This window comes from Mesorhizobium sp. Arg314 (assembly GCF_053714275.1).
The window spans coordinates 104,465-129,338 of record NZ_JBSKBP010000016.1; the positions used below are offsets into that span (position 1 = coordinate 104,465).

The 24,874-nt window shown below is 65.0% G+C and carries 27 protein-coding genes; 6 read left to right on the plus strand and 21 right to left on the minus strand.

Annotated elements, in window-relative coordinates; all coding sequences use genetic code 11:
* Window positions 1-36 precede the first annotated feature (36 nt).
* The 3 genes from ACWGS9_RS19025 to ACWGS9_RS19035 are packed head-to-tail and all read right to left on the minus strand — an operon-like array spanning window position 37 to window position 3,312.
* The gene (locus ACWGS9_RS19025) at window positions 37-1,038 is read right to left on the minus strand and encodes a 4-hydroxyproline epimerase (protein ID WP_454506686.1); all 1,002 of its coding nucleotides are present in this window, start codon (window positions 1,036-1,038) and stop codon (window positions 37-39) included.
* A gap of 16 nt (window positions 1,039-1,054) precedes the next feature.
* Window positions 1,055-2,323, minus strand: coding sequence for an NAD(P)/FAD-dependent oxidoreductase (locus ACWGS9_RS19030; protein ID WP_454506730.1), 1,269 nt, complete (start codon window positions 2,321-2,323; stop codon window positions 1,055-1,057).
* Between the two features lie 53 nt (window positions 2,324-2,376).
* The gene (locus ACWGS9_RS19035; protein ID WP_454506687.1) at window positions 2,377-3,312 is read right to left on the minus strand and encodes a dihydrodipicolinate synthase family protein; all 936 of its coding nucleotides are present in this window, start codon (window positions 3,310-3,312) and stop codon (window positions 2,377-2,379) included.
* Window positions 3,313-3,380: 68 nt separating this feature from the next.
* On the opposite strand from ACWGS9_RS19035, the gene ACWGS9_RS19040 reads away from it, so the two are divergent.
* On the plus strand, window positions 3,381-4,085 hold the full coding sequence (locus ACWGS9_RS19040) for a GntR family transcriptional regulator (RefSeq protein WP_454506688.1): 705 nt from the start codon (window positions 3,381-3,383) through the stop codon (window positions 4,083-4,085).
* Between the two features lie 27 nt (window positions 4,086-4,112).
* Here ACWGS9_RS19040 and ACWGS9_RS19045 read toward each other — a convergent pair whose 3' ends face one another.
* Both ACWGS9_RS19045 and ACWGS9_RS19050 read right to left on the minus strand, forming a co-directional pair.
* On the minus strand, window positions 4,113-4,430 hold the full coding sequence (locus ACWGS9_RS19045; protein WP_454506689.1) for a hypothetical protein: 318 nt from the start codon (window positions 4,428-4,430) through the stop codon (window positions 4,113-4,115).
* A gap of 263 nt (window positions 4,431-4,693) precedes the next feature.
* Entirely contained in the window at window positions 4,694-4,996 is a 303-nt protein-coding gene (locus ACWGS9_RS19050; RefSeq protein WP_454506690.1) for a hypothetical protein, read from the minus strand.
* A 136-nt stretch (window positions 4,997-5,132) separates the two neighbouring features.
* Here ACWGS9_RS19050 and ACWGS9_RS19055 point away from each other — a divergent pair, with 136 nt between their 5' ends.
* A complete protein-coding gene (locus ACWGS9_RS19055) occupies window positions 5,133-5,306 on the plus strand; it encodes a hypothetical protein (protein ID WP_454506691.1) in 174 nt (57 codons plus the stop codon).
* A gap of 12 nt (window positions 5,307-5,318) precedes the next feature.
* Here ACWGS9_RS19055 and ACWGS9_RS19060 read toward each other — a convergent pair whose 3' ends face one another.
* Complete coding sequence (locus tag ACWGS9_RS19060; RefSeq protein ID WP_454506692.1) at window positions 5,319-5,504, minus strand: hypothetical protein; 186 nt, start codon at window positions 5,502-5,504, stop codon at window positions 5,319-5,321.
* Between the two features lie 117 nt (window positions 5,505-5,621).
* Window positions 5,622-7,118, minus strand: coding sequence for a CoA-acylating methylmalonate-semialdehyde dehydrogenase (locus ACWGS9_RS19065; RefSeq protein ID WP_454506693.1), 1,497 nt, complete (start codon window positions 7,116-7,118; stop codon window positions 5,622-5,624).
* A 366-nt stretch (window positions 7,119-7,484) separates the two neighbouring features.
* Here ACWGS9_RS19065 and ACWGS9_RS19070 point away from each other — a divergent pair, with 366 nt between their 5' ends.
* The 3 genes from ACWGS9_RS19070 (at window position 7,485) to ACWGS9_RS19080 (ending at window position 11,177) form a co-directional block, all read left to right on the plus strand.
* Window positions 7,485-8,366 carry a LysR family transcriptional regulator gene (locus tag ACWGS9_RS19070; protein WP_454506694.1) on the plus strand — a complete coding sequence of 294 codons (882 nt, stop codon included), beginning with the start codon at window positions 7,485-7,487 and terminating at the stop codon, window positions 8,364-8,366.
* 208 nt (window positions 8,367-8,574) lie between these two features.
* Window positions 8,575-9,015, plus strand: a complete 441-nt coding sequence (locus tag ACWGS9_RS19075; protein WP_454506695.1) for a hypothetical protein — start codon at window positions 8,575-8,577, stop codon at window positions 9,013-9,015.
* On the plus strand, window positions 9,012-11,177 hold the full coding sequence (locus ACWGS9_RS19080) for a phospholipase D-like domain-containing protein (RefSeq protein WP_454506696.1): 2,166 nt from the start codon (window positions 9,012-9,014) through the stop codon (window positions 11,175-11,177). Before ACWGS9_RS19075 ends, ACWGS9_RS19080 begins: the two co-directional genes overlap by 4 nt.
* A gap of 30 nt (window positions 11,178-11,207) precedes the next feature.
* Here the strand turns inward: ACWGS9_RS19080 and ACWGS9_RS19085 are convergent, their stop codons facing one another.
* From ACWGS9_RS19085 to rsfS, 12 genes are all read right to left on the minus strand, one after another.
* Window positions 11,208-12,566 (minus strand): D-amino acid dehydrogenase, encoded by a 1,359-nt coding sequence (locus ACWGS9_RS19085; protein ID WP_454506697.1) that lies wholly within the window; start codon window positions 12,564-12,566, stop codon window positions 11,208-11,210.
* A complete protein-coding gene (locus tag ACWGS9_RS19090) occupies window positions 12,502-13,029 on the minus strand; it encodes a nucleoside-diphosphate kinase (RefSeq protein ID WP_454506698.1) in 528 nt (175 codons plus the stop codon). Before ACWGS9_RS19090 ends, ACWGS9_RS19085 begins: the two co-directional genes overlap by 65 nt.
* Window positions 13,026-13,445, minus strand: a complete 420-nt coding sequence (gene rnk, locus ACWGS9_RS19095; RefSeq protein WP_454506699.1) for a nucleoside diphosphate kinase regulator — start codon at window positions 13,443-13,445, stop codon at window positions 13,026-13,028. The genes ACWGS9_RS19090 and rnk overlap by 4 nt, the downstream gene beginning before the upstream one ends.
* Window positions 13,446-13,730: 285 nt before the next feature.
* On the minus strand, window positions 13,731-14,882 hold the full coding sequence (gene alr / locus ACWGS9_RS19100; protein ID WP_454506700.1) for an alanine racemase: 1,152 nt from the start codon (window positions 14,880-14,882) through the stop codon (window positions 13,731-13,733).
* A gap of 75 nt (window positions 14,883-14,957) precedes the next feature.
* A complete protein-coding gene (locus tag ACWGS9_RS19105) occupies window positions 14,958-15,479 on the minus strand; it encodes an RNA pyrophosphohydrolase (RefSeq protein ID WP_454506701.1) in 522 nt (173 codons plus the stop codon).
* Window positions 15,480-15,525: 46 nt separating this feature from the next.
* Window positions 15,526-16,719 carry a divergent polysaccharide deacetylase family protein gene (locus ACWGS9_RS19110; RefSeq protein ID WP_454506702.1) on the minus strand — a complete coding sequence of 398 codons (1,194 nt, stop codon included), beginning with the start codon at window positions 16,717-16,719 and terminating at the stop codon, window positions 15,526-15,528.
* 205 nt (window positions 16,720-16,924) lie between these two features.
* Window positions 16,925-18,256 (minus strand): S41 family peptidase, encoded by a 1,332-nt coding sequence (locus ACWGS9_RS19115; protein WP_454506703.1) that lies wholly within the window; start codon window positions 18,254-18,256, stop codon window positions 16,925-16,927.
* Between the two features lies 1 nt (window position 18,257).
* Window positions 18,258-19,592, minus strand: coding sequence for a murein hydrolase activator EnvC family protein (locus tag ACWGS9_RS19120; protein ID WP_454506704.1), 1,335 nt, complete (start codon window positions 19,590-19,592; stop codon window positions 18,258-18,260).
* A gap of 101 nt (window positions 19,593-19,693) precedes the next feature.
* Complete coding sequence (locus tag ACWGS9_RS19125) at window positions 19,694-20,050, minus strand: type II toxin-antitoxin system RelE/ParE family toxin (RefSeq protein WP_454506705.1); 357 nt, start codon at window positions 20,048-20,050, stop codon at window positions 19,694-19,696.
* Between the two features lie 2 nt (window positions 20,051-20,052).
* Entirely contained in the window at window positions 20,053-20,313 is a 261-nt protein-coding gene (locus ACWGS9_RS19130) for a ribbon-helix-helix domain-containing protein (protein WP_454506706.1), read from the minus strand.
* Window positions 20,314-20,448: 135 nt separating this feature from the next.
* Window positions 20,449-20,931 carry a 23S rRNA (pseudouridine(1915)-N(3))-methyltransferase RlmH gene (gene rlmH / locus ACWGS9_RS19135; RefSeq protein WP_454506707.1) on the minus strand — a complete coding sequence of 161 codons (483 nt, stop codon included), beginning with the start codon at window positions 20,929-20,931 and terminating at the stop codon, window positions 20,449-20,451.
* Window positions 20,932-20,993: 62 nt separating this feature from the next.
* A complete protein-coding gene (rsfS, locus tag ACWGS9_RS19140; protein WP_320215178.1) occupies window positions 20,994-21,371 on the minus strand; it encodes a ribosome silencing factor in 378 nt (125 codons plus the stop codon).
* Between the two features lie 230 nt (window positions 21,372-21,601).
* On the opposite strand from rsfS, the gene ACWGS9_RS19145 reads away from it, so the two are divergent.
* Window positions 21,602-22,453: a mechanosensitive ion channel family protein gene (locus ACWGS9_RS19145; protein ID WP_454506708.1), complete on the plus strand. Its 852-nt coding sequence runs from the start codon at window positions 21,602-21,604 to the stop codon at window positions 22,451-22,453.
* 13 nt (window positions 22,454-22,466) lie between these two features.
* Here the strand turns inward: ACWGS9_RS19145 and ACWGS9_RS19150 are convergent, their stop codons facing one another.
* Together ACWGS9_RS19150 and ACWGS9_RS19155 are read right to left on the minus strand one after the other, a co-directional pair.
* A complete protein-coding gene (locus tag ACWGS9_RS19150) occupies window positions 22,467-23,753 on the minus strand; it encodes an MFS transporter (RefSeq protein ID WP_454506709.1) in 1,287 nt (428 codons plus the stop codon).
* 251 nt (window positions 23,754-24,004) lie between these two features.
* The gene (locus tag ACWGS9_RS19155; protein ID WP_454506731.1) at window positions 24,005-24,592 is read right to left on the minus strand and encodes a nicotinate-nucleotide adenylyltransferase; all 588 of its coding nucleotides are present in this window, start codon (window positions 24,590-24,592) and stop codon (window positions 24,005-24,007) included.
* Window positions 24,593-24,874 lie beyond the last annotated feature (282 nt).

The following is a 24,874-nucleotide window of genomic DNA, read 5'->3' on the forward strand; positions in this document are numbered from 1 at the left end:
ACCCGGAACAACCTCCCCCGCGTGAGGCCGTGACGCTTATGTGACAATGAATCCGTGCGCGAACGGATCACGATCGTCGATGAAGATGGTGTTCAATCCGGTCATGCGCGCCCAGCCGCCGATCGAAGGGATAATCGCCGGCTTGCCCGCCACGCTGACCTCTTTTTCGACCCTGCCCCTGAACAGCGACCCGATGATCGATTCATGCACGAAGCTGTCGCCGGCCTTGAGCTTGCCCTTGGCGTGGAGCTGCGCCATGCGAGCCGAGGTGCCGGTGCCGCAAGGGCTGCGATCGATCGCCTTGTCGCCGTAGAAGACAGCGTTGCGGGCATCGGCCTCGGCATGCCGGGGCTTGCCGGTCCACAGCATGTGCGACAGCCGGTTGATGCCGGCGTTCTCCGGATGGACGAAGGAATATTTCTCGTTGAGGCGCTGCCGCACCAACGGGCTCCAGGCAATGAGGTCGCCCGCCGAATGATCGGCCATGTCCTGGTAATTCTTCTGCGGCTCGACGATGGCGTAGAAATTGCCGCCATAGGCGACGTCGACGCTGATCTCGCCGAGCACCGGGCATTCCACCGTCAGGCCTTCGGCGTAGAGGAAGGACGGCACATTGGTGATACGCACCTCCTCGACATATTCGCCGACCTGTTTGTATTCGGCGATGACCAGGCCGGCTGGCGTGTCGAGCCGCAGCACACCCGGCGTCTTCGGCTTCACCAGCCCGTGCTCGATGGCAAAAGTCACCGTGCCGATCGTGCCATGGCCGCACATCGGCAAGCAGCCCGATGTCTCGATGAACAGGATAGCGATGTCGCAGTCCTCGCGTGTCGGCGCATAGAGGATCGAGCCCGACATCACGTCATGGCCGCGCGGCTCGAACATCAGCCCGGTGCGGATCCAGTCATACTCGGCGAGGAAATGCGCCCGCCGCTCCATCATCGTCGAGCCTTCGAGCAAAGGCCCGCCGCCGGCGACAAGACGCACCGGATTGCCGCAGGTGTGGCCGTCGATGCAGAAGAAGGATTTCTTGGCCATGATGCTTCCTAGACTGTCAGAACCGTTGTGCGCGGAATGGGATGAGATCGAGCGGCGGAGTCTGCCCGAGAACGAGATCGCGGATCAAGCGGCCGGTCGCCGCCGCCTGGGTCAGTCCGAGATGGCCGTGACCGAACGCGTAGAAGACATTCGGCGCGCGCGCCGCGCCGATCACCGGCAGCGAATCCGGCAGCGACGGGCGATAGCCCATCCACTCGCGGCCGCCTGACGGATCGAGTCCCGGCAGGAAACGTTTTGCCTTTTCCAGCATCGCCTTCGAGCGCGCGAAATTCGGCGGCCGGTCGATGCCGCCGAGTTCCACGGCGCCGCCGACGCGCACGCCCGTTTCCAGCGGCGTGATGACGAAGCCATGCCCGGAAAAGATCAGCTGCCGCTTCACGTCGAAGGCGGAAACCGGCAGGGTCGTGTTGTAGCCGCGCTCGGTTTCGAGAGGGATGCGGTCGCCGAGATTCCCTGCCAGGAGATGCGACCAGGCGCCCGCGGCGATCAGAAGCTTTTTTGCCGTCCGCCTGGTCCCGTCGGCCAGAACGATCGTGGCGCCCTTTGCATCCGCTTCTATGCGCTCGACCCGCGCATGCTCGAAACGGGCACCGAGTTTTTCCGCATAGGCCCAGACCGCCTTGCCGAGCAGCTTGGGGTCGGCGACCGTTTTCCAGCCCGGCACGAAGGTGCCCTTGACGAAGCGCTGCGCCAGACCCGGCTGCAGCGCCGCTATCTCTTCGCCCTCGACATGGCGAAAACCGATCCCGAAGCGCTCGCGCGCCGCCCAACCCGACAGCGAGGCGCGAAACTCGGCCTCGCTTTCATAAAGCTCCAGCGAGCCGTCCTCATGCAGCATCGGCCGCGTGCCGGAGCGGTCGAGCAGGCCCATCCATTCGGCTTCGGCCAATCTCATCATACCGGCCTGCGTGGCGAGGCTCGCCTGGTAATGCTCCGGCGCACCCGCCCGCCAGAAGCGGATCAGCCAGGGCAGCAGTTTGGGCAGATAGGCCGGCGGGATGGTCAAAGGTCCGAGCGGATCGGCGAGCCATTTCGGCAATTGCTTCACCATGCCCTTATGCGCCAGGGGCAGCACATCGGTGAAGGCAAAGGCGGCGGCATTGCCGGAGCTCGTTTCCTCGCAGATGCCGGTGCGGTCGAAGACGGTGACGCTGCGCCCCGCCTCCGAGAGCAGGGTCGCAGCGCAGATACCGATGATGCCGCCACCGATGATGGCGATGTCTTCTCCCTCTCCCCGCTCACGCGGAGAAGGTGCCCGAAGGATGGATGAGGGGCGGCGCCCCTCCTCGGAATCTTGCTGCACGCGAATGCTGTCCCTTATTCGGCCGCCACCATCTTCTCCGTCGATCGAGGAGAACTCTGGAACGACGGCAGCGTCGGGCGCACCGCCAGCGCATCCTGGATGATCTTCTCCACTGCCCTGCGGCGTTCGCCGGAGAGCGGCTGGCGCGGCATGCGCACGCGGTCATTGGTACCAATCGCCAGCACTTCGGCAAGCTTGATGTTTTGGACCAGATAAGTGGACACATCGAGGTCGAGCAACGGCCGGAACCAGCGGTAGATTGCCAGCGCCTCTTCGCGGCGGCCCTGCTTCATCAGCTGATAGATCGCGACCGTCTCGCGCGGGAAGGCGGTGACCAGGCCGGCCACCCAGCCGATGGCGCCGACCGACAGCGCCTCGAAGGCGAGGTTGTCGACGCCGGTGAAGAGGTCGTAGCGGTCGCCGAACCGGTTGATGATCTCGGTCGAGCGGCGGATGTCGTCGGAAGATTCCTTGATGGCGACGAAGCGATTGTCCGAGGCCAGCTCCTCCATCAGCTCGACGGTGACGTCGACGCGATAGGCCAGCCGGTTGGAATAGATCATCACCGGCAGGTCGGCGGCTTGCGCGACCGCGCGAAGAGCGGCGACCGTCTCTTCGGGATTGGTGTGGTAGATCGGGCTCGGCACCACCATGAGGCCATCGGCGCCTTCCTTGGCGGCGCGCTTCGCGATGCTTGCCGCCTCGCGGGTGCCGGGCTCGTTGACGGTCAAAAGCACCGGCTTCTTGCCGGCGACTTTCTGCGCCGTCTTCAGCACCTCGATCTTCTCGTCATGCGACAGCATCGGCCCTTCGCCGAGCGAACCGCAGACGATGATGCCGTCGCAGCCGGCCTCCATCTGCAGCCCGTAGCAGCGCTCCATCTCGGCATGGTCGAGGCGGTCGTCGGCGGTGAATTTGGTCGTGACTGCGGGGAAAACTCCGGTCCACATGGCCATCTCTCCTCTGATATATCAGCCGTATATCTATTAAGGGTTGGCGTGTCAACGCTGAATCCGTTATGATATATGAAAAATATATCAGGAGCCTGCCGTTGATCTCCCCACTGATATCCATCGAGACGAACGCGACCTTCGAGCCGGCGGCGACCAAGGCCTATCGCGCGCTGGAGCACATGATCGTCACGCTCGAGCTGGCGCCATCGAGCTTCGTCACCGAAGGTGCGCTGATCGAGCGGCTGGGTCTCGGACGCACCCCCGTGCGTGAGGCGATCCAGCGGCTCGCCTGGGAAGGTCTGCTGGATATCAGGCCGCGTGCCGGCATCGCGGTCGCGCCGCTTCACGCCGGCGACTGGCTGCGGGTGCTGGATGCCAGGCGCGGCATCGAGGTGGTGCTCGCCCGCTCGGCCGCCCGCTTCGTCACCCGCGAGGCCGCCGACCTGTTCCACGAGGCGGCTTTGGCCATGCAGAAGGCGGTGATCTCCGGCAACGTGCTTGCTTTCATCCAGGCCGACAAGGCGCTCGACGAAGCGCTCGCGATCGCCGCCGACAACCCGTTCGCGGCGCGTGTGGCCGCCCCCTTGCAGACGCACAGCCGCCGCTTCTGGTATCGCTACAAAGCCGACACCGGGCTTGCCGAATCGGCCGAGCATCACGTCGCGCTGATCCGTTCCATCCTCGACGGCGACGAGGAAGGTGCTGCCAAGGACGCCAAGAAATTGATGGCGCTGCTGCGCGGCCACGCCGAGGTGGCCGCCACGCGATGAGCCGTTCAGCGTTCTGCCTCGTCGCATTCAGCCGCCCGGCTGCCCGACCGCGGTGGCCCGAGTATCTTCCCAGCCCTCGCCGGCCGCCAGGATGCAGCTCTGGTCTTTGACGTCGGTCATCAGGATGGTCCAGGTTCCGCTTGCCGAGACGAACACTTCGAAGATGGCGGCTTGTCCGGCCACGCCGTAGCCGAGCCGCTTCTCCTCGAATGCCTCCGCCAGCCTCGCGACCAGATAGTCATGGCCGCCGCAGATGACTTGCGCCCGCGCCGGAACTGCCGGCAGTGCGATCATGGCGCCAACGGCCGCAAGCTTGACCCATCGAAACGAAAATTCGCGTGCCATGGGGCACCTCCTTCGCCTTCGCATTCCGGCAAGGGAGGCACATTCGGCCGCCTCAGTATGCCGGAAGGCTCCAGGCCGGATTGGACGTCTTCATCACGTCGCTCCTTCTGGTTTCCGGTCTGTCCCAGGGAGATTATGACTCCCTGGATTCGATATGGTGAAGCTTCGCCCCGTAAACAAGCGGTGCCGCGGAAAGCGCCTCGGTGCAACCCGGTGCTCGACCGTGAGAGCCATGGCGGCGCTCAGCTCGGTTCCCTGGCAGTTCAGGCACCCGGCATGGCTGCCGTGATCGTCGGGCTGTCCCAGCCCTCGCCGACGGACAGAACGCAGCTCTGGCCTTTGGTATCGGAGGCAAGCACAGTCCAGCTTCCCTGGTCGGACACAAAGATCTCGAGCACGACGTTCGGATTGATCAGGCCGCGTCCGGCCTCGCTTTCGTGGAACTTGGCACCCAGCGCCTTGATGATATCGGCGCGCGCCGCGCATTGCGCGGCCGCGTTCGCCGGCGCGGCTCCGCTAGTCACAGCCGCTGCAACCAACATTGTCGCCATGAGAAATCGTGTCATCCGACACCTCCTTGCGCCAGACGAGAACCCCGGCTGCCACCGGCGCTGTTTGACTGCCTGCACGCATGGCAGGAATACAGCCTAAGGCGGATGGTGGTCTGTTGGTTCCATCACACGGCGATGGAATTATTAGAAGATGCAGATGCTCGCCGAGCGCGATGTGTCGGGAATTAATGCACCTGAAGTTGCGCTTCGCCTTGGTGGTGCGAACTGGACCGTGCATGGCTGGGCGGACGAAAGCCGTGGCATTCCCCGGCACCCATACAAAAAGAAGCGCGGTTTGCACCGCGCTTCCTTGATTTCGGTTTAGGGGACCGTCCGGTCAGTTCATCGTCGGGATGACGAACTCGGCGCCGTCCTTGATGCTCGCCGCGCGCCCACAGACGCAACGCGGCGAGGACGCGCAACCAAGAAACCGTCCGGTCAATTCATCGTCGGGATGACGAACTCGGCGCCGTCCTTGATGCTCGCCGCGCGCCCACAGACGCAACGCGGCGAGGACGAGCAACCAAGAAACCGTCCGGTCAGTTCATCGTCGGGATGACGAATTCCGCACCGTCCTTGATGCTCGCCGCGCGCCCGCAGACACAACGCGGCGAGGACGCGCAACCAAGAAACCGTCCGGTCAATTCATCGTCGGGATGACGAACTCGGCGCCGTCCTTGATGCCGGACGGCCAGCGCGAAGTGACGGTCTTGGTCTTGGTGTAGAAGCGGAAGGCGTCCGGGCCGTGCTGGTTGAGGTCGCCGAAGGACGACGCCTTCCAGCCGCCGAAGGTGTAGTAGGCGATCGGAACCGGGATCGGCACGTTGACGCCGACCATGCCGACCTGGACGCGGCTGGCGAAGTCGCGCGCGGCGTCGCCGTCGCGGGTGAAGATGGCGACACCATTGCCCATCTCGTGATCGTTGGCGAGCTTGATGGCATCCTCGTAGCGCGGCGCGCGCACCACCGAGAGCACCGGCCCGAAGATTTCTTCCTTGTAGATGCGCATGTCGGCCGTGACATTGTCGAACAGGCAGCCGCCCATATAATAGCCGTTCTCATAGCCCTGCATCTTGAAGCCGCGGCCGTCGACGACGAGCTTGGCGCCTTCCTTGACGCCGATATCGACGTAGCCCTTTACGCGCTCCAGCGCCTGCGCCGTCACCAGCGGACCGAAATCCGCGGCAGAATCCGTCGACGGACCGACCTTCAGGCTTTCGACGCGCGGCACCAGCTTTTCCATCAGCCGGTTGGCGGTGTCGTTGCCGACCGGCACGGCCACGGAGATCGCCATGCAGCGCTCGCCGGCCGAGCCGTAGCCGGCGCCGATCAGCGCGTCGACCGTCTGGTCCATATCGGCGTCGGGCATGATGATCATGTGGTTCTTGGCGCCGCCGAAGCACTGCACGCGTTTTCCCGCCGCGGTGCCGCGCGAATAGATGTAGTGGGCGATCGGCGTCGAGCCGACGAAGCCAATGGCCTTGATGTCCGGATCGTCGAGGATGGCGTCGACGACTTCCTTGTCGCCGTTGACGACATTGAGGATACCGGCCGGCAAGCCGGCCTCGATGAACAATTCTGCGATGCGGATCGGCACGCCCGGATCGCGCTCCGACGGCTTCAGGATGAAGGCGTTGCCGCAGGCGATGGCCGGCGCGATCTTCCACAGCGGGATCATGGCCGGGAAGTTGAATGGTGTGATGCCGGCGACGACGCCGAGCGGCTGGCGCATCGAATAGACGTCGATGCCGGGGCCGGCGCCATCGGTGAACTCGCCCTTCATCATATGCGGAGCGCCGATGCAGACCTCGACCACTTCTAGGCCGCGCTGGATGTCGCCCTTGGCGTCGGCGATCGTCTTGCCATGCTCGCGCGCCAGGATGTCGGCCAGTTCGTCATAGTCGCGGGCGACCAGCTCGAGAAACTTCATCAGCACGCGCACGCGGCGCTGCGGGTTGGTGGCCGCCCACTTGGGCTGCGCCGCCTTGGCGTTCTCGACCGCGGCGCGAAGTTCCGCCTGCGAGGCCAGAGCCACCGTGCCGCGCACGGAGCCGTCCATCGGCTGCATCACATCCTGCTTGCGGCCGCTGGTGCCGGCGACATGCTTGCCGCCGATGAAATGACCGTATTCGATCATGCTTTCTCTCCCTGTCTTGGTGATGATCTCATTGTCCGCCTTTGCGGCGGCGATGGCAACGCGAGGAAGATCGCAACCGTTGTGCGGAAAATAGACAACGATGAGGGAGTGTGCATTAATTGTCGCAAATGATGGATTGCTGAAAGCGCTGAGGCTTGCGTTTCTTCACACCCCCCTCTGGCCTGCCGGCCATCTCCCCCGCAAGGGGGGAGATCAGACGTCACGCCAGCTTTCGCCAATCACCAGCGCTTGAGAAGAGGCGCCGTCAAGGAAGGTGCCAATCTCCCCCCTTGCGGGGGAGATGTCCGGCAGGACAGGGGGGGGTGGGCGGGAACGCGACGCCCGTCACCAATGCGGACCACCCCCATGAACTGGGATGACGTCCGCATCTTTCTCGCCGTGGCGCGCGCCGGCCAGATCCTTGGCGCGGCGAAACGCCTGGAGCTCAATCACGCGACGGTCTCGCGCCGTGTCGCCGCGCTCGAGGAGGCGCTGAGAACAAAGCTTTTCCGCCGCCTGACCACCGGCAGCGAATTGACGCCGGCCGGCGAGCGCTTCCTCGACATAGCCGAGCGCATGGAAGGCGACATGATCGCCGCGCGCGCGACGATTGCCGGCGAGGGCGACGATGTCTCAGGCACGGTGCGCATCGGCGCGCCCGACGGCTTTGGCGTCGCTTTTCTGGCAAAGCGGCTCGGCGAGCTCACCGCGCTGCATCGCGAGCTCACCATCCAGCTGGTGCCGGTGCCGCGCTCCTTCTCTTTGTCGCGGCGCGAGGCCGATATCGCGATCACCGTCGAGCGGCCGACCGAGGGCAGGCTGGTGGCGGGCAAGCTGGTCGACTACACGCTCGGCCTGTTCGCGTCCCGCGCCTATGCCGAAGCCAACGGCCTGCCCAAAGCGCCGGCCGAGCTCGGCCGGCATACGCTGATCGGCTATGTGCCGGACCTCATCGTCAGCCCCTCGCTCGACTATGCCGCCGAGTTCAGCCCTGACTGGCGCACCAGCTTCGCCATCTCCTCGGCGCTGGGACAGGCCGAAGCGGTGCGCTCCGGCGCCGGCATCGGCATCCTGCACACTTTCGTCGCCCGCTCGATGCCCGAGCTTGTGCCCGTCGACATCGTGGCACCCATCCGCCGCGCCTACTGGCTGGTCTATCATGAATCGGTGAGACCGCTGCGCCGCGTCCAGCTCGTCGCCAACTTCATCACCAGGGCGGTGGAGCGGGAACGGGGCCTTTTTGTCTAGAACACGATCCAAGCGAAGCGCCGACCAGATACGCGGTCGCCAAAAGAAACAGACGCATCCCAAAATCCCTCGCTGCAGCCGGTCTTATCACAGGCAGTTGGTCGTTGCCGCCTTGCCTCCGCCACAAATTCGGCCAGTGTGGCAGCCGCGCGCTTGCCATGCCATGACAGAGCGCGGGGGGACAACCTTTCGGAACGCCGGCGGAAACATGCGAGCCGTTCTTGCCATTCTGCCGCTGCTGTTTCTGTCGGACTGCGCCAATCCCTGGACGAAGGTTCCTGAAGCGGACCTGCCGAAGCCGATCCGCTATGTTTTGTCGCGCCCCTCGCCTTTCGTCATCGGCAATTATTGCGGCCCGGGCACGCGCACCGGCGATCTCTCGGCAAGGCCGGTCGACCGTCTCGATGCCGCCTGCAAAATCCATGACGCCTGCTACATTGCCCGGCACGACCATTGCGACTGCGACGGCGCGCTGGTCGCCTCCGCGAGGAAGATTCGTGACGACCGGACGGCGCCGCGCAAGATGCGCGGCGAGGCCGAATTGCTGATCGCCACCTTCGCGTTTCCCGTTTGCAGGATCTTTCCGCAAGGCTTCATGCCGCCGCGCGACCCGGCTGAGCTCAAGGCCATGAACGGAGCGACCGGATGAGTGTCGGGCCAGCCGTCGCCAAGGCGCTGCTTGGACTGGCGCTTGCAGGTCTGGCCGGCTGCGTCGGCAGGCCTGGAAATTCGGCCTGCGCCTTCTTTCCGGGCGACGACGCCTGCGGCAACCTGCCCGTCTCGGCGGATAGCACCGGCGCCGAGATAGCCACGGCGCATTACTTCGCGGGCGATGGCGACAGCGTCTATGACATGCAGTTCCAGGCGCTGCTCGCCCAAAGCCGCGTCGATGCGCTCGACCGCGCCAACGGCACCGGCCGCTTCGGCCGCGACTGGCGCGATGTCCAGAACAGCAGCTTCCACGCGACCTACGAGGCGCTGCAACGGTTGGCGAAACCGCTCGACGACACTGAGCTGGCACCGGCGCATGGCAAGCCGGGCGAAGGTCATTTCACTGGCCGTTGGCGCATGTCGCGGCAGACCCTCTATCTCGATGCCGCCGCGCGGCCCTCGGCGCCCAAGACCTTCAGCTTCTCCGGCCTGCAGGCGCGCTCGGTCGAGATCGTGCTGCGCCAGGCGGGGCAGCAGCCTGTCGATATCAGCGGCACCTGCAACGGCGCGCTCGCGATCCGCGCATCGGGCCGATCCACTACCGTCGCCAGGGCTTCACCATTCCATCTGAACCTGCCGGTCGCCGAAACATCCGTCAGCCTGTTTCCGGACCAGGCGCTCAGCCGCTGCGATTTGCGCATCGGCTCCGCCCTGGCGCCGGCCGGCGCGCCGCTGACCCTGCTGCGCGAGGAGACCGCCGATCCCTGGATCGCGGCGCTCGACAGCCGCTACGACCGCTGCCCGGTGCCCGACCCGGCTGGGATGGAGGAACTCGACCGCGTCTTTTATGCAAGCCGCTGGCTGTCGCAGACCTGCGCGCTGCCGCTGGAATCCCCGACCCTGCTGCGCAAATCGCGCGACGGCTTCAACGCCAAGGTCGAGGCCCTGCTCGGCAGGACGCTGCCGGACAGCGCCTTCGACAAGGCGGATCCCGAGCTGCCGCTCGATTTCTCAAACGCCCCGAACCTCAGGCTGATCTATCTGTCGTCGCTGGAGTTCAAAGCGGATTTCTCCGGCCGCGTCATGGAGCGATTGATCCGCCATCACGCAGCACTTGGCACCAAGGTGCGCATCCTGGTGACCGATGTGCTGGAGCGGGAGAAGGACGACGCCATGCTGCACCGGCTGGCATCCGAATTCCCCAATGTCGAATTGCAGGAATATCGCTGGCAGGCCGATCACGGCGCGCCATTCGACGAACAGATCTCACAGCTGCACAAGACCCATCACATCAAGATGCTGGCGACGCTCGCGCAAGAGCCTGGACGCTCGCGCGTCATCATCGGCGGCCGCAACATCCATGACGGCTTTCTGTTCCACAAGCCGGTCGACCTGACCCCCTATCCGGACCTGGAGCAATACGGCAAGACCGATGGCTTCTCACTGAACTACTATTCCAACTGGAGCGACTTCGACATCGAGATCGCCGACCAGGCGACCGTCGAGACGCTGGCAGCGCATCTGTCGACCATCTGGCTGCGCGACGCCGACACCAACCTGTCGCGGCCGTTTTCCATTCCCGCGCCGTCAGGCGGCCGCCCCCCGCAGGGCGTGGCACGGCATTTCATTTCCGTGCCCTACGAGGACGGGCACGCGCTGGAGGCCTATTTCGTCGAGCTGATCGACACCGCCGAGCATCGCATCCAGATCGTCAATCCCTACCTCAACCTGACGCCCGATATCGCCCGGGCCTTCGACCGGGCGCTGGCCAGGGGCGTGAAGATCGATGTCGTCGGCCGCATCGATCTCAAGGGCGATATTGGCGGCCGGTTCCTCACCGCGCTCAACAAGCTGTTCGTCGAGAAATACGGCGACCGCATCAACATCCGCGAATTCAAGGCGCCGGATGTCGTGCTGCATTCCAAGATCATGATGATCGACGAAAGGCTGGTCGCCATCTCCTCGGTCAACCTCAACAACCGCAGCTTCTTCCATGACTCAGAGAACGGCATGGTCGTGCTCGATCCGGCTTTCTACCGCAGCATGAAGCCGGTCTATGACGATTACCTCGCCCATTCGCGCCCGGTCGCCGCCAATGTCACGATCGGCTGGGCCTACAGGCTGCTGTTCAGCGACACCTGGGTCCGGCAGGCATTCTGAACGGGTTCCCCTGAGTGCCTCAAACGCGTATCAAACAGGCTTCAAATAGCGTTCCGGGCTGAGGTCGCGCGCGTTGATCTCCGGCACCCGGTTGGACATGATGTCGGCCAGCACCTTGGCCGAGCCGCAGGCCATGGTCCAGCCGAGCGTGCCGTGGCCGGTATTGAGGTAGAGATTGGCAACCTCGCTTAGCCCGACCAAAGGCGGTCCGTCCGGCGTCATCGGCCGCAAGCCGCACCAGAAGCTCGCCGCCTTGAGGTCGCCGCTGCCGGGGAAGAGATCGCCGACCGAATGTTCGAGGGTGCGGCGGCGCGATTCATGCAGGCGAAGATCATAGCCTGAAATCTCCGCGGTGCCGCCGACACGAATCCGGTCGCCGAGCCGTGTGATCGCCACCTTGTAGGTCTCATCCATGACGGTCGATACCGGCGCCGCGTCGGCGTTGACGATCGGCACCGTGATCGAATATCCCTTCACCGGATAGACCGGAATCGGCCGCCCCAACTCATGCATGAATTGCGCCGAATAGCTGCCCATCGCCATCACGAAGGCGTCGGCGGATTTCCACCCGGTATCCGTAAGGACGCCGGTGAGGCGATTGCGGTTCCTGACGATGCGCCTGATGGTCGAGCCGTATTCGAAGGTGACGCCGCGCGCCACGCAGATGTCGGCGAGCTTGTCGGTGAACATCTTGCAGTCGCCGGTCTCGTCTCCGGGAAGCCTGAGGCCGCCGACGAATTTCTCGCGCACCGCCGCAAGCGCCGGCTCGGCTGCGATACAGCCGTCGCGGTCGAGGATCTCGTAAGGGACGCCGTATTTCTTCAGCACCTCGACGTCGCCGCCGGTGCCGTCGAGCTGCTTCTGTTTGCGGAAGAGCTGCAGCGTGCCCTTGGTCCGTTCGTCGTAAGTGATGCCGGTCGCCTCGCGCAGCGCCTTCAGCGTGTCGCGGCTGTACTCGGCAAGCGGCACCATGCGCGACTTGTTGAGCGCATAGCGCTCGGCCGTGCAGTTGCGCAGCATCTTGAGGAGCCACGTCCACATATTCGGGTCGAAGGCCGGCCGCACGACCAGCGGGCCGTATTTCATCAACAGCCATTTGACGGCCTTGACCGGAATGCCAGGCCCGGCCCAGGGCGAGGCGTAGCCCGGCGATACTTCGCCGGCATTGGCGAAGCTGGTTTCGAGCGCCGGCCCCGGCTGGCGGTCGTAGACGGTCACTTCATGGCCGGCCTCGGCGAGGAAGTAAGCGGTGGTGACCCCGATCACACCACCGCCCAAAACGATGACTTTCATTCTATGCTCCCTCAAACGCCGATCATGCCGCCTAAGGGCCTGGATCGTCCCCTTCTGTCTGCCGGATTTTGCCGCGCCCGCCAAGAGGCCAGTCATCGGCAGGGGCGCTGTAGACCAGCTTGAGGCCGTGGCCTCGCCATCCGGCGGCGCGGTCCAGCGCCGCCCGCCGCGCGGCCTCCGGCTGGTAGGCCACGCCCTCGAGAAGGATCGGCTCAGCGCGGCCGTCGGGCCGCTCGGCCAGCGTGGATTGGCCTGCGCTCATGCCGAGCAGGCAGAGGCCGCGCCATGTGCCGACCGGCAGGCCGGACCCGACGGGAGCCGATGCTTCGGCTCGCACCAGCGTTCGCGTCTCGGATGAGCCTCCGCCGACGCGGAAAATCACCCGGCTGTCGAGCGTGGCAAGGTCGGGCTCGGCAGCCGCGGTCGCAATGACGCTGCTCGCGGCAAGCTTGCGGTCGAGCATCGGCGCGATCGGATCGGCAAGCGCGCGACGGCGCCTCAGCATCGCCTCGAGCACCGCGAAGTCCTTGGCGGTCAAGCGATAGACGGTTCCGGTCATGGCGCCCTCCGCGGTGACGTTTGCTCGACCGCGTCGATCGTTGCCGAAAGAACCCGGCTATCGCGGCTTCGCCAGGAAACCGTGCTGCCGGCGCGGGCGCCGATCAGCGCCGTTCCAAGCGGCGTCAGCACCGATACGCGTTTTTCCGCGATATCGGCCTCGGCCGGATAGACCAGCGTCACCCTCTGGACGCTTCCCTTTGGGTCGTGAAGCGTTACCGTCGAGCCCATCCGCACCACGTCGGCGGGCATCGCCGCCTCGGCGGAGACCCGGGCGCGGTCCATCTCGGCAAGCAGGTCGTCGGCCATATCGGGCACACGGTCGAGAAAGGCCCTGGCAAGATTGCTCAGCCGGTCGTGATCCGCGGCGCTCACAAGGATGGTGTTTCGGGAACGCGATTGCGTTGCTGCATGCATGGCATACCTCATATGCTGGCGCATCGGCGACCGAATGCGCGCAAGCCGCCGGCTCCCGATCTTGTCCAGGAATAGCGGCGGCGAACAAACCGGCCGCAAGGGCCGGCTCGATGAAAATGTCTGGAATTCAAACGCCCCGGTTCACGCAGCCGCCAGCATTGGCGGCCACGCCGGGGCTACGCTCCCGCGATGGGGCAAACCCTGAAGCAGGTTTTGGTATAAGCGAGGTTGCTCATCCCCCGAACCTTGCCGAGAAGCACCGGCTTGTCAAGCAAGGCGCCAGCCTCAGGCGCCGATGTATCGGCGGTGAAAGCGCGCACCCAGGCTGGTCAATATCTCGTACCCGATGGTGCCGGCGTGGCCGGCCGCGTCGTCGACGCCTTGCGACGGACCGATGAGCTCGACGAGGTCGCCCTCGCTGAGCCTGCCGGCAGGAAGCGCCGAGATGTCGAGGATGATCGAGTCCATCGACACGCGCCCGATGAAAGGCAAGCGCACGCCCTCGAACCAGGCGGCCGAAGCCGCGCGCCGGTGCCAGCCGTCGCCATAGCCCAGCGAAATGGTCGCCAGGCTAAGCAGCCCGTCCGCATTGTGGGTGTGACCATAGCCGATGCCGGCGCCGGCGCCGACCTGCCGCGTCTGCGCCACCTTGGCCTGCAGCCGTATGACCGGCAGCATCGGGTTGGGTGCGTTGGGCGTCGGGTTGACGCCGTAGAGTGCGGCACCCGGGCGGGCAAGGTCGTAGTGATAGGCCGGCCCGAGAAAGATACCGGAGGAGTTGGCTAAAGAGGCGGATGCTGCGGGCAGCATCTTGCGCAGTCGGTCGAATTCGAGCCGCTGCTTCTCGTTCGCCGCCTGAAGCGGCTCGTCGGCGCGGGCGAGATGGCTCATCACCAAACGGATATCGATGCCGTTGAAGGCGCCGGTCTCGCCCGCGACCGCCTCGACTTCCGCCGGCGCCATGCCAAGCCGGGCCATGCCGCTGTCGACCTGGATGGCGGCAGGCAGACCCTGGCCCATGCCTCGCGCGGTCTCGCGCCAGGCCTTCAGCTGGATGGCGCTGTTGACGACCGGGCAAAGCCCGGCCGCCGCGGCTTCCGGCTCCGAACCGGGCGGCAGGCCATTCAGCACGAAGATGTCCGGCCCCGGGCCGATCGCCTTGCGCAGCGCGATGCCCTCGCCGAGCAGCGCGACGAAGAAGATATCGCAGCCCTCTTTCGCCAGCGCTGCCGCCACCTGAGCGGCGCCAAGCCCATAGCCGTCGGCCTTGAGCACGCCGGCGCAGCCGACACCGTTCATTCGCGCCTTCAGCCGGCGATAGTTTTCCCGTATGGCGCCGAGATCGATCGTCAGGATCGCGCCGGCGGCTGCCTCGCTCACCGTCGAGCCGCCGCCCGCATCATTTGCCGGAAACCCACGTCTGGTGTCGTCGTTCATGGCGACCCCCGTTGATGACATCGGCTATCAATACGGCCACGGGGCCGCCTCGACAACCGGGACGGATGATGCCGGTCAGCGAGCCAAGTGCCGGAATGCCGCGACAACCTGCTCGTAGACCGTGCGCTTGAACGGCACGATCAGCTCGGGCAGATCCTGCATCGGCCGCCAGGCCCATTGATCGAACTCGGCCGTGTGGCCGCCGGGCGGCGGATCGATCTCGATCTCGCCCTCGTCGCCCTCGAACCGGTAGGCGAACCATTTCTGCGTCTGGCCGCGATAGCGGCCTTTGAAGGCTACGCCGACCAGATGCGGCGGCAGATCGTAGTTGATCCAGTGCGGCGCCTCGGCGAGCAACGACACGCTGCGCATGCCGGTTTCCTCATAGAGCTCGCGCCCGGCAGCCTCGATCGGCTCTTCGCCCTCGTCGATGCCGCCTTGCGGCATCTGCCAAAGCTGCGTCGTGCCGGCAAACTCGCTGTCCGGTTCGGCGATGCGGTGCCCGACCCAGACCAGGCCTGCTCTGTTGAGGATCATCAGCCCTACGCAGGGACGGTAAGGCAGCGTTTCAGGATCGATCTTCTTGGCCATGGGCAAGGGTTCCAGCCGTCTTTGAGAATGGACTTCGGCGAGGCGGGTAGGGTTATCCCTTTTGCGGATCGATCGCCACCGCCGAGATCGGCACGATCTCGATACCGCGCTTCTTCGCCTCGGCAATCCAGGACGTCACCGTGTCGACGGTGATATCGAAAGCCGAACCGATGCCGACCGCGCTGCCCTTGGCCCGCGCCGTCGCTTCCAGGCTATCCAGCTTCTTGAGGATTTCGCCGCGGTCCTGCACGGCATCGATCGCCATGTCGCCGGCGACGAAGGGCACGCCGTCCTTCAGCGCGAGATCGGAGGCGACGCTGCGCGCCAACGAACCGTCGTCGACATAGGCCAGCCCCCGCTTGCCGAGCTCGGCCATGAACGGTTCCATTGCCGATGGATCGGCCGAGAAGCGCGCGCCCATATAGTTCATGACCCCGGTATAGTTGGTCGTGCGCGACAGCGCCCAGTGCAGACTCTTCAGGTTTTCGTCCGGGCTGGCCGAGACCGTCAGCGTGTTGCGGCCGGGATTGACGTTCGGATAGTCGAACGGCTCGAGCGGAACCTGCATGACGATCTCATGCCCACTCTGCCTCGCCGCTTGCATCCAGCGGCCGATGCTGTTGCCTTGCGGCGCGAACGCCAGTGTCACTTCGGCCGGCAGCTTGGCGATCGCCGCCTGCGTGCCGGTCTGCGAGACGGCGAGCCCGCCGATGACGATCGCCACGCGCGCGCCGCGCGCACCCGACCACGGCCGCGCATAAACGTCGAACGGCCGCCTTCCATCGGCGGAGCGCATCGGCAGCGGACCGGTGTTGGTGGCCTCGATCAGCGCCCTGTCGGGGATGTGGGCGACCTTCAGGTTCTGGCCGAGCGTCGACGGATCGCGGATGACGATCGCCGCTTTCGGCGGGCCGTCGCCCTCCTCGGTCTGGACATGGATGATCTGCGGGCCGCCGCTCTTCATCGGCGTTCCGGCCTGCGGCGCGACCGCCGCAACCGGAGCCGGCGCGGGCGCCGGTGCAGGCGCCGCCACGGGAGCTGCAACTCCCTTCGGTGTCGCCACGGCTACTTCTTCCGGTTTGCGGAACGGCTTTTCCCGCAAGGCAATCGCGCCGGAAACGCCGATCACGGCAAGCACGGCCAGCACAGCGACAAGCGAGCCTGAGCCGATGCCACGCGAGGCAGGCCGCTTTGGCTGGAGCGACTGTCCAAGCGGGCGTTCGATGTCCTTGCCGATCTCAACCAAGTTGTGTTCCCCGGAAGCATGCCGCTTAAATGAATGTCACGATCTTCGTGACATCTCGCGCAAACTTCGCAATCGCTGGCGCGATACCCCAGACGCGTGGCGCCCCAACCGCAACCCCCGAATCAAACTGCCGGAACCTCACGGTCCCGGCAGCATTGCATTGCTTCGATCAGTCGGCCAGAGCTTTGCCCCGGCCGTGCCGGCGTTACTGGTTCAGCACGGCCTTGTCCGGGTTCGGCGGGAACGACGGATCGGTCTTTTGGCCGCGCAGAAGCTGCTCGGCATAGATCAGCTGCAGGTCGTCCTTCGGATCCGGCGGCACATAGGCCGCAGAGCCCGAGCCGGTCTTGCTCTCGTCGGCGCCCTTGATGTGACCCTTGAGATCGGACTCGCCGCGGGTCAGGTCACGACCCTGCAGATCCGGCGGCAACGGCTGGTCGACCTTGATGTCGGGCGTGATGCCCTTGCCCTGGATCGACTTGCCGGACGGCGTGTAATAGAGCGCCGTCGTCAGCCTGAGCGCGCCATTCTCGCCGAGCGGGATGATGGTCTGCACCGAGCCCTTGCCGAAGGACTGCGTGCCGACCACAGTGACGCGGCGCAAATCCTGCAGCGCGCCGGCGACGATTTCCGAGGCGCTCGCCGAACCGCCATTGACCAGCACGATCATCGGCTTGCCGTTGATGTCGTCGACCTGCTTCGGTTTGGCGTCGAAGCGGGTGACGTCCTTCGGATCGCGGCCGCGCGTCGAAACGATTTCGCCGCGCTTGAGGAAAGCATCCGACACGCTCACCGCCTGGTCGAGCAGGCCGCCCGGATTGAGGCGCAAATCGAGCACATAGCCCTTCAGCTTGTCGTTCGGCACCTGCTTCTTGATGGTCTCGATGGCGTTCTCGAGATCGTCATAGGTCTTTTCGGTGAAGGAGGTGATCTTCATGTAGCCGATGTCGTTCTCGACCCGGTACTTCACCGCCTTGACCTTGATGATGTCGCGCACCACCGTCAGCTCGATCGGCTTGTCGGCGCCCTGGCGCAGGATGGTGAGCTTGATCGGCGTGTTGACCGGCCCGCGCATCTTCTCGACCGCGTCGTTGAGCGTCAGGCCGCGCACCTCTTCGCCGTCGATCTTGGCGATATAGTCGCCTGCAAGCACGCCCGCCTTGGCGGCCGGCGTGTCGTCGATCGGCGTGATCACCTTGACGAGGTCGTTCTCCATGGTGACTTCGATGCCGAGGCCGCCGAACTCGCCCTTGGTCTGCACGCGCATGTCCTGCGCCTGCTCGGCGTTCATGTAGGAGGAGTGCGGGTCAAGCGAGGCCAGCATGCCGTTGATGGCGTTCTCGACCAGCGACTTGTCGTCCGGCGGCGTCACATAGTTCGCGCGCACGCGCTCGAAGATGTCGCCGAAGATCGCCAGCTGCTTGTAGGTTTCCGAACCCGCAGCGTTCGCCGCCGAACCCGGTGCGCCGTAGACCAGGCTCATTGCCGATGCGCCCATCAGCGCGCCGGCAAACAGAAGCGACAGTTTCCGCATCATTTCACGTCCTTCCAGAAAATCGGTCCGCCCACCATGGGGCCGGATCGACGGGTTTTCCATCCTTGCGGAACTCGACATAGAGTTCCGACGTCGAATTCTCATTCCGCGAGGCCGAGGTGCTTGCCACCCGGGCCTCTCCCATCGCGCCGATCGGCTCTCCCGCGAGCACCGACTGTCCCGTCGCGACGCTGATTCTGCTCATCCCCGCCAGGACGACATGATACCCATCACCCGCATTGAGGATCAAGAGTTGACCATAGGAGCGAAACGGCCCCGCATAAAGCACGTTTCCATCCGTCGGCGCCGTGACGATGGCCCCCGATTGTGTCGCAACCATGTCGCCCTGCATCGGTGCGCCATTGCCGTCATCGGTGCCGAAACGCCGTTTGATCCTGCCGATGACCGGCAGCGCGATCTGGCCTTGCAATGCCGAAAACGGTGCCGATCCCGTGAGGCGGTTAGCCTCCGGCACCGGCAGCGCGGCAGGCTCGGTCGTCGAGGCCGTCGTGTCGCTGTCGGTCGATTTTCGCTCGCCGGCCTTGGCCTGGTCCTGCGCCTTGCGCGCCTTGTCGGCTTCGAGCGAGGCGATCAGGTCCTTGAGGCTGCTGGCTTTTGCCGCCAGTTGCTGCGAGCGCTGCTGCTCGGCCGCGATCGCCGTTTGGGTATCGGCCTGCAGCTTTTTCTTGGCCTCGAGCAGCATGGTGAGCCGCTTCTTCTCCGCCGTCTGGTCCGTGACGGCGGTGGAGAGCCTGGCCCGTTCGGCCTCGATCGAGGCCGTCACCCGCGTCTGTTCCTTGAGATCAGCCACCAGCCTGTCGGTCTGCTGGCGCAGTTCCGGCACCACCGCGCCGAGCAGGATGGCGCTGCGCACCGACGACAGCGCATCTTCCGGCTTGACCAGGATCGCCGGCGGCGGATTGAGTCCCATGCGCTGCAGCGCGCCGAGCACTTCGGCCAGCACGTCGCGCCGTGCCGCGAGCGAGGCGCGCAGCTTCTTTTCCTCGGCTTTCAGCCCTTCGAGCTTGGCGCCGATGTCCTCGATGTCCTGGCCGAGCTTCTGTTCCGTCATCGCCGACTGGATGAGCGCCGCGGTGATCGAGGCATAATCCTTGCGGACCGAGGCGATGTCGGCGGCAAGCTTGGCCAGCCGCTCCGACGACAGCGTGATCTCCTTGGAAACCTGCTCGTATTCGGCCCGGCTCTGATCCGGATCGGGCGCGAGGTCGAGCGAATTTTCGGCCGCCCGCACCGGGCCGAGCGCAACCAGGGCGGCGACAAGGGTCAAGCCGCAGCGGCTGCGCCAGGCGCGCGTTCTCGAATTCCAGCCTTCAGACATCAGGCCTCGACTCTACCCGCCGCTTCGTTAACGAACCATCAACCATGTTGGAAGCGCCGCGTGATCGTAATGTCGAGTTATTGAGGCGGAAATCCGGATAGCTACGTGTCTTCCGATCGCGTTTCTACGACCTGCAGATCCTCGGCCAGCCGTACCGGCACATCCATTTGATCATGCAGGATGCTCACGACGCCAATCCGGTCGCCGGAAAGCTTGCGGAAGAACACGTAGTGGCGGCCATAGTGGCTGAAATAGACGTCCACTTTCAAATCAGCGGCAATCGCCAAATTACCGGGGAGCTTTCGCCAGAGAGGAGGTGTTTCGGAAAGGATCTGCAAGTGCTGATGCAGGCCCGTGACATAGCGGATGGCCTGCGCCTCGCCCCATTTCTCGACGGTATCGTTCCAGATTTGGTCCTGCGCTGCGTCCGCTGGCGGATAGAACAGATACCCTACCATGCCTAGAGGCTTCGGCGTTGATTGCGCCGAATAACATTCTCGGCCGATACAGACCGGAATTCGCTCTCTTCAGCCCTCAGACCTGGCTCAAGCTGCCTCTTCAACCAGTCCCACGCTTCGTCGCGGGTCTGCAAATCGCGACGGATCAAGGCGCGGATATACTCGCTGGCATTTTCGTAAAGGCCGTTCTCGCCAATCTGCTGTTGCAGATGCGCCTGGAGTTTACCGCCGACACGAACATGAATGCTGTTATCTGCTGCCATAAACCAAAAGATCCTGCTCGCCTCACATTATGGAATCGTCGCAAATATTGTCAATATCTGCTACAGTCGATCAAAGTCCTGTTCTATGGCAACCCGAGGCCGATGCCCGTCCAGGTTCCGGTTTTTGAGCGCCATTCACGAGCGATGATATGGGTGACCCGCCAGGATCGTGGCGATCCGGTAGAGTTGCTCGCCCAGCATCACGCGCACCAGCTGGTGCGGCCAGGTCAGCGCGCCGAACGACAGGACCAGGTCCGCCTGCTCGCGCAAGGGTTTGTCATGACCGTCGGCGCCGCCGATGGCGACGACCAGCGCCTTGCGGCCGCCGTCGCGCAACTGGCCGATGCGGGCGGCCAGATCCTCCGAGGAGAGCGACTTGCCGCGTTCGTCGAGCAGGATGAGGACAGCGCCGGACTGCAATTGGGCCTGCAGCTTCTGGGCTTCCTCGCGGCGCCGCTCATCGGCGCTCTGTCCGCGGCTTTCAGGAACCTCGACGAGGCCGGCAAACTCCAGCCCGACCGCGGGCCCGCTTTTGGCGAAGCGCTCGAAATAGCGGTCGGCGAGTTCTCTCTCGGGGCCGGTCTTCATCCGGCCCACGGCATGAACGGTGATCTTCATCCTCGCCCCGACGAGCTTGTCCTAACGCATACCGTGACGTTTCACGGCACGCGGATCAAGGCTCAGTGCAAGGTCTCTTCCTCGAGATCCGGCGCCTGCCACATCTTTTCGAGATTGTAGAATTCGCGGACTTCGGGGCGGAAGACATGGACGATGATGTCGCCCGAATCGATCAGGACCCAGTCGGCGCCAGCCAGCCCCTCGACACGCGCCGTGCCGAGACCGGCATCCTTCAGCGCCTTGAGAAGATGATCGGCGACAGCCGAGACATGACGGTGCGACCGGCCCGAGGCGATGACCATAAAGTCGCCGAGGCTCGATTTTCCCTGGATGTCGATTGAGACGATGTTTTCGGCCTTGGAGTCTTCCAGACTGGCAAGGACTGTGTCGATGGCGAGGGACGCGGCGGCGTTTCCGCTGATCCCTGCCGGCGAAGGCATGACGTCAGCCTTCTTCCGCAGTGCTGTTCTCAGTGTGTTTCCTTTCCCAACAAGAACAACCAAATCACCAGGCAAATCAGGTGACACCACTTAGATAGGCAGAGTTCCGTTGCAGTTTCAAGACGACAGCCCCCGCACGGCGGCTCAGGCGGCTCCGCAAGTGGCGCAAAGGGCGGGAACTGATCTCCGGCGCATGGGTTATCGGCTCACCGACCAACGGGATTCCAGCCATGCCCACCGACCCGCAAAGCGCCCTCATCACCATCCAGGCCGGGCTCGCGCAGCTCAGCACGCTGATCGTTTCCTATTCCTTCTCCGCCATCGGCGCCATCATACTTCTGGTTGTCGGCTATTTCGTCGCGGGTCTCGCGGAGCGCTCGATCTCCGCCGGCCTCGGCCACGTCCACGGCTTCGACGCGACCTTGCGTCACTTCTTCTCCAAGATCGTCCGCTATGCCATCCTGATGCTGGTCACCATCATGGTGCTCGGCCAGTTCGGGGTGCAGACCGCCTCCATCATCGCAGCCATCGGCGCCATTGGCCTGGCCATCGGACTGGCGCTGCAGGGCACGCTGCAGAACATTGCCGCCGGCATCATGCTTCTGGCGCTCAGGCCCTTCCGCATCGGCGAATATGTCGAGGTCGGCTCGATTGCCGGCACGATCGAGGAGATCGGCCTTTTCGCCACCAAGCTGCGCTCCGTCGACGGCGTCTATGTGCTGGCGCCCAATTCGACGCTGTGGAACCAGCCGGTGCGCAACTTCACACGCAACGGCGTGCGGCGCACCGACGTCACCTTGAGCATCGGCTCCTGGAACGACATCGACCGCGCACAAAAGACGCTGCTTGTCATCGCCGGCGCCGAAAAGCGCATTCGGCGCGAGCCGGCACCGATCGCCTTCGTGGCCAATCTCGGCGACACGACCGTTTCGCTCACTTTGCGCTACTGGACCTCGGCGGCCGACTACTTCTCCACCCAGATCGACACGACCAAGCGCGCCAAGCAGGCCTTTGACAGCGAGGGCATCTCGATCCCGCTGCCGCCGCCGGAAGTGCCGGCGCCTGAGGCACGCAAGCAGTAAGCCCATCGGTTCTTCACTTGGGAGCACTCGTCTCGTCCGGCGCGAAGGCAAGCTCTACCGGCAAAGGCGTCTGCGCGCTCATCGGCGCGAAGCTGCCGCTTGTTGGAGCTGGAGTCGGCCGCCCCGCCATCACGCGCCACAGCACGAACAGGCAGAAGGCCGAAGCGATGACGATGCCGACATAGATGAAGGTCGCGGTGCCGAAGACCGCCGAAAGCGCTGTCACGATGCCGGGCACGACGAAGCCGGCCAGCGACCAGGCAAACAGCATCGAGCTCGAAAGCGCCAAAAGCTCGTCCTTGCCGGCGCGGTCGGCGGCATGCGCGCTGGAGAGCGCATAGATCGATTCCGACGCCCCGTCCCAGATCAGGTAGATCACCACCAGCACCATCAGCGCGCCGCCGTCGAAGACGATGGCGAGCACGCTGGCAAAGGTCGCGAGCGCCGCCGCGCCCGCCAGCACGTAGCGGCGGTCGGTGCGGTCCGAGATCCAGCCGAGCGGGATCTGCAGGATCAGCGTGCCGACCGGCATTGCCGACAACAGCAGCGCCACATCGGCCTGGCTGTAGCCCTTGGCGGTGGCGTGGATCGGCGCGAAGCCGGAAACGATCATCGACAGGCCGCCGACCGCCAGCATGCCGGCGACGCCGACCGGCGAGATCCGCCAGGCGCGGCGAAGCGCTACCGATGCGGCCTGCGGCGCGGGCGGCTGCGCAAGCCGCGTCATGCCCACCGGCAGGATGGAGAGCGCGGTGAAGGTGATGCCGATCAGCGAGGCGGCGGCCGTGTGGATGTCGACCACGGCGAGCGTGGCATACCCCACGCCCAGTCCGGCGATGTAGGCGACATAGAACACTGCCATCACCCGGCCGCGGATCGCATTCGGCAAGGCGTCGTTCAGCCAGCTCTGCGCGACGATGAACAGGCCGCAAATGGCGAAGCCGTAAAGCGCGCGTGCCGCGATCCACAGCAGCGGGATCGGCCCGGCGCCGATCGCGGCGTTGGAAAGCGCGATCAGCGCCGAAAGCACCATGAAGGCGCGGGCGTGACCGACGCGCCGGACGAGCGGCCCGGTCAGGATGCAGCCGGCCAGCCCGCCGGCCGAAAGCCCGGTGACGATCAGCCCGGCCCAGGTGGGGTCGAAGCCGTCGGCGCCGAGACGCACCGGGATATAGGCGAACATCAGCCCGTTGCCGATCGCAATCAGCGCCATCGACACGATGACGCTGGCAATGGCAATCAGCGGCGACGTTTGCGCGGCGCGGCCCGGATCGGTCGTGGTGGGATTCTTCTCCAGCATGCGTTCGCAGCTTGACGCACAGGAGGGCAAAAAGCCGCCGTAAAAGCGACATGGCCGGACTTCCTTCCCCCCCTTGTGGGGGAAGGCGGATTGCCGCGAAGAGGCAAGACGGATGAGGGGTGTTCCAGCGGAACGAGACGTTGGTGATTGCGGCTTTCGACGAGCGTGTTGGCCAAGCTGGAGCACCCCTCATCCGTCTCGGCGCTGCGCGCCGATCCACCTTCTCCCACAGGGGGAGAAGGAAGAGGCGCTCAGTCCTTTGCCGCCTTGCGGATCGCGGTGGACGAGAGCGAGGATCGCGGCCCGTGGATGAAAGTCCAGGCCGGCGCTTGCATGCGGGCAAGCAGCGGAGCATCGCCTTCATCGACACGGGCATAGTCGAAGGTCTTGGCGACCACCGAAGACAGGAAGGAGAGCGTGGCGCCCGGGCGATCGATGACTGCGATCGGGAAGGTCAGCACGATCTCGCGCCAACGTTGCCAGCGGTGGAAATCCCGCAAGCTGTCCGCGCCCATGATCCAGACGAAATCGACGCCCGGGTTGCGCGCCTTGACCAGCGCCAGCGTGTCGGCGGTGTAGCGCACGTGCTGCGCCGCCTCGAAGGCGCTGACCTTGATCCTGGGGTTCCTGGCGATCTTTTCGGAGAGTGCTATCCGCTCGGCGAGCGGCGCCAGTTCCCGCACGCTTTTGAGCGGATTGCCCGGCGTCACCATCCACCAGAGCTGGTCGAGCGCAAGCCGTCTGAGCGCGATCTCCGCGACCAGCGCATGACCGGCATGCGGTGGATTGAACGAGCCGCCGAAGAGACCGACGGTCAGGCCCTTGGCGGCGTGCGGCATACTGAGGTAGCGGGCGGGTACCGGCTGTTCAGGTTGGGAAAGCATGGTGCTAGGCGCCCCCCTCTGCTCTGCCGGGCATCTCCCCCTCAAGGGGGGAGATCAGATGTCGCCGCGACTTTCGCCAATCGCTAGCGTTGCAAGCCGAGCGGCGGCGCCGAAGCTGCCAATCTCCCCCCTTGAGGGGGGTGAGGAGTGGTCCGCGAAGCGGACGGGAAGCCAATTGCTTGGCTTTCCGAACGACGAACGCCCGGAGCGATAGCGAAGGGCCGGGTCCGGCAGGAC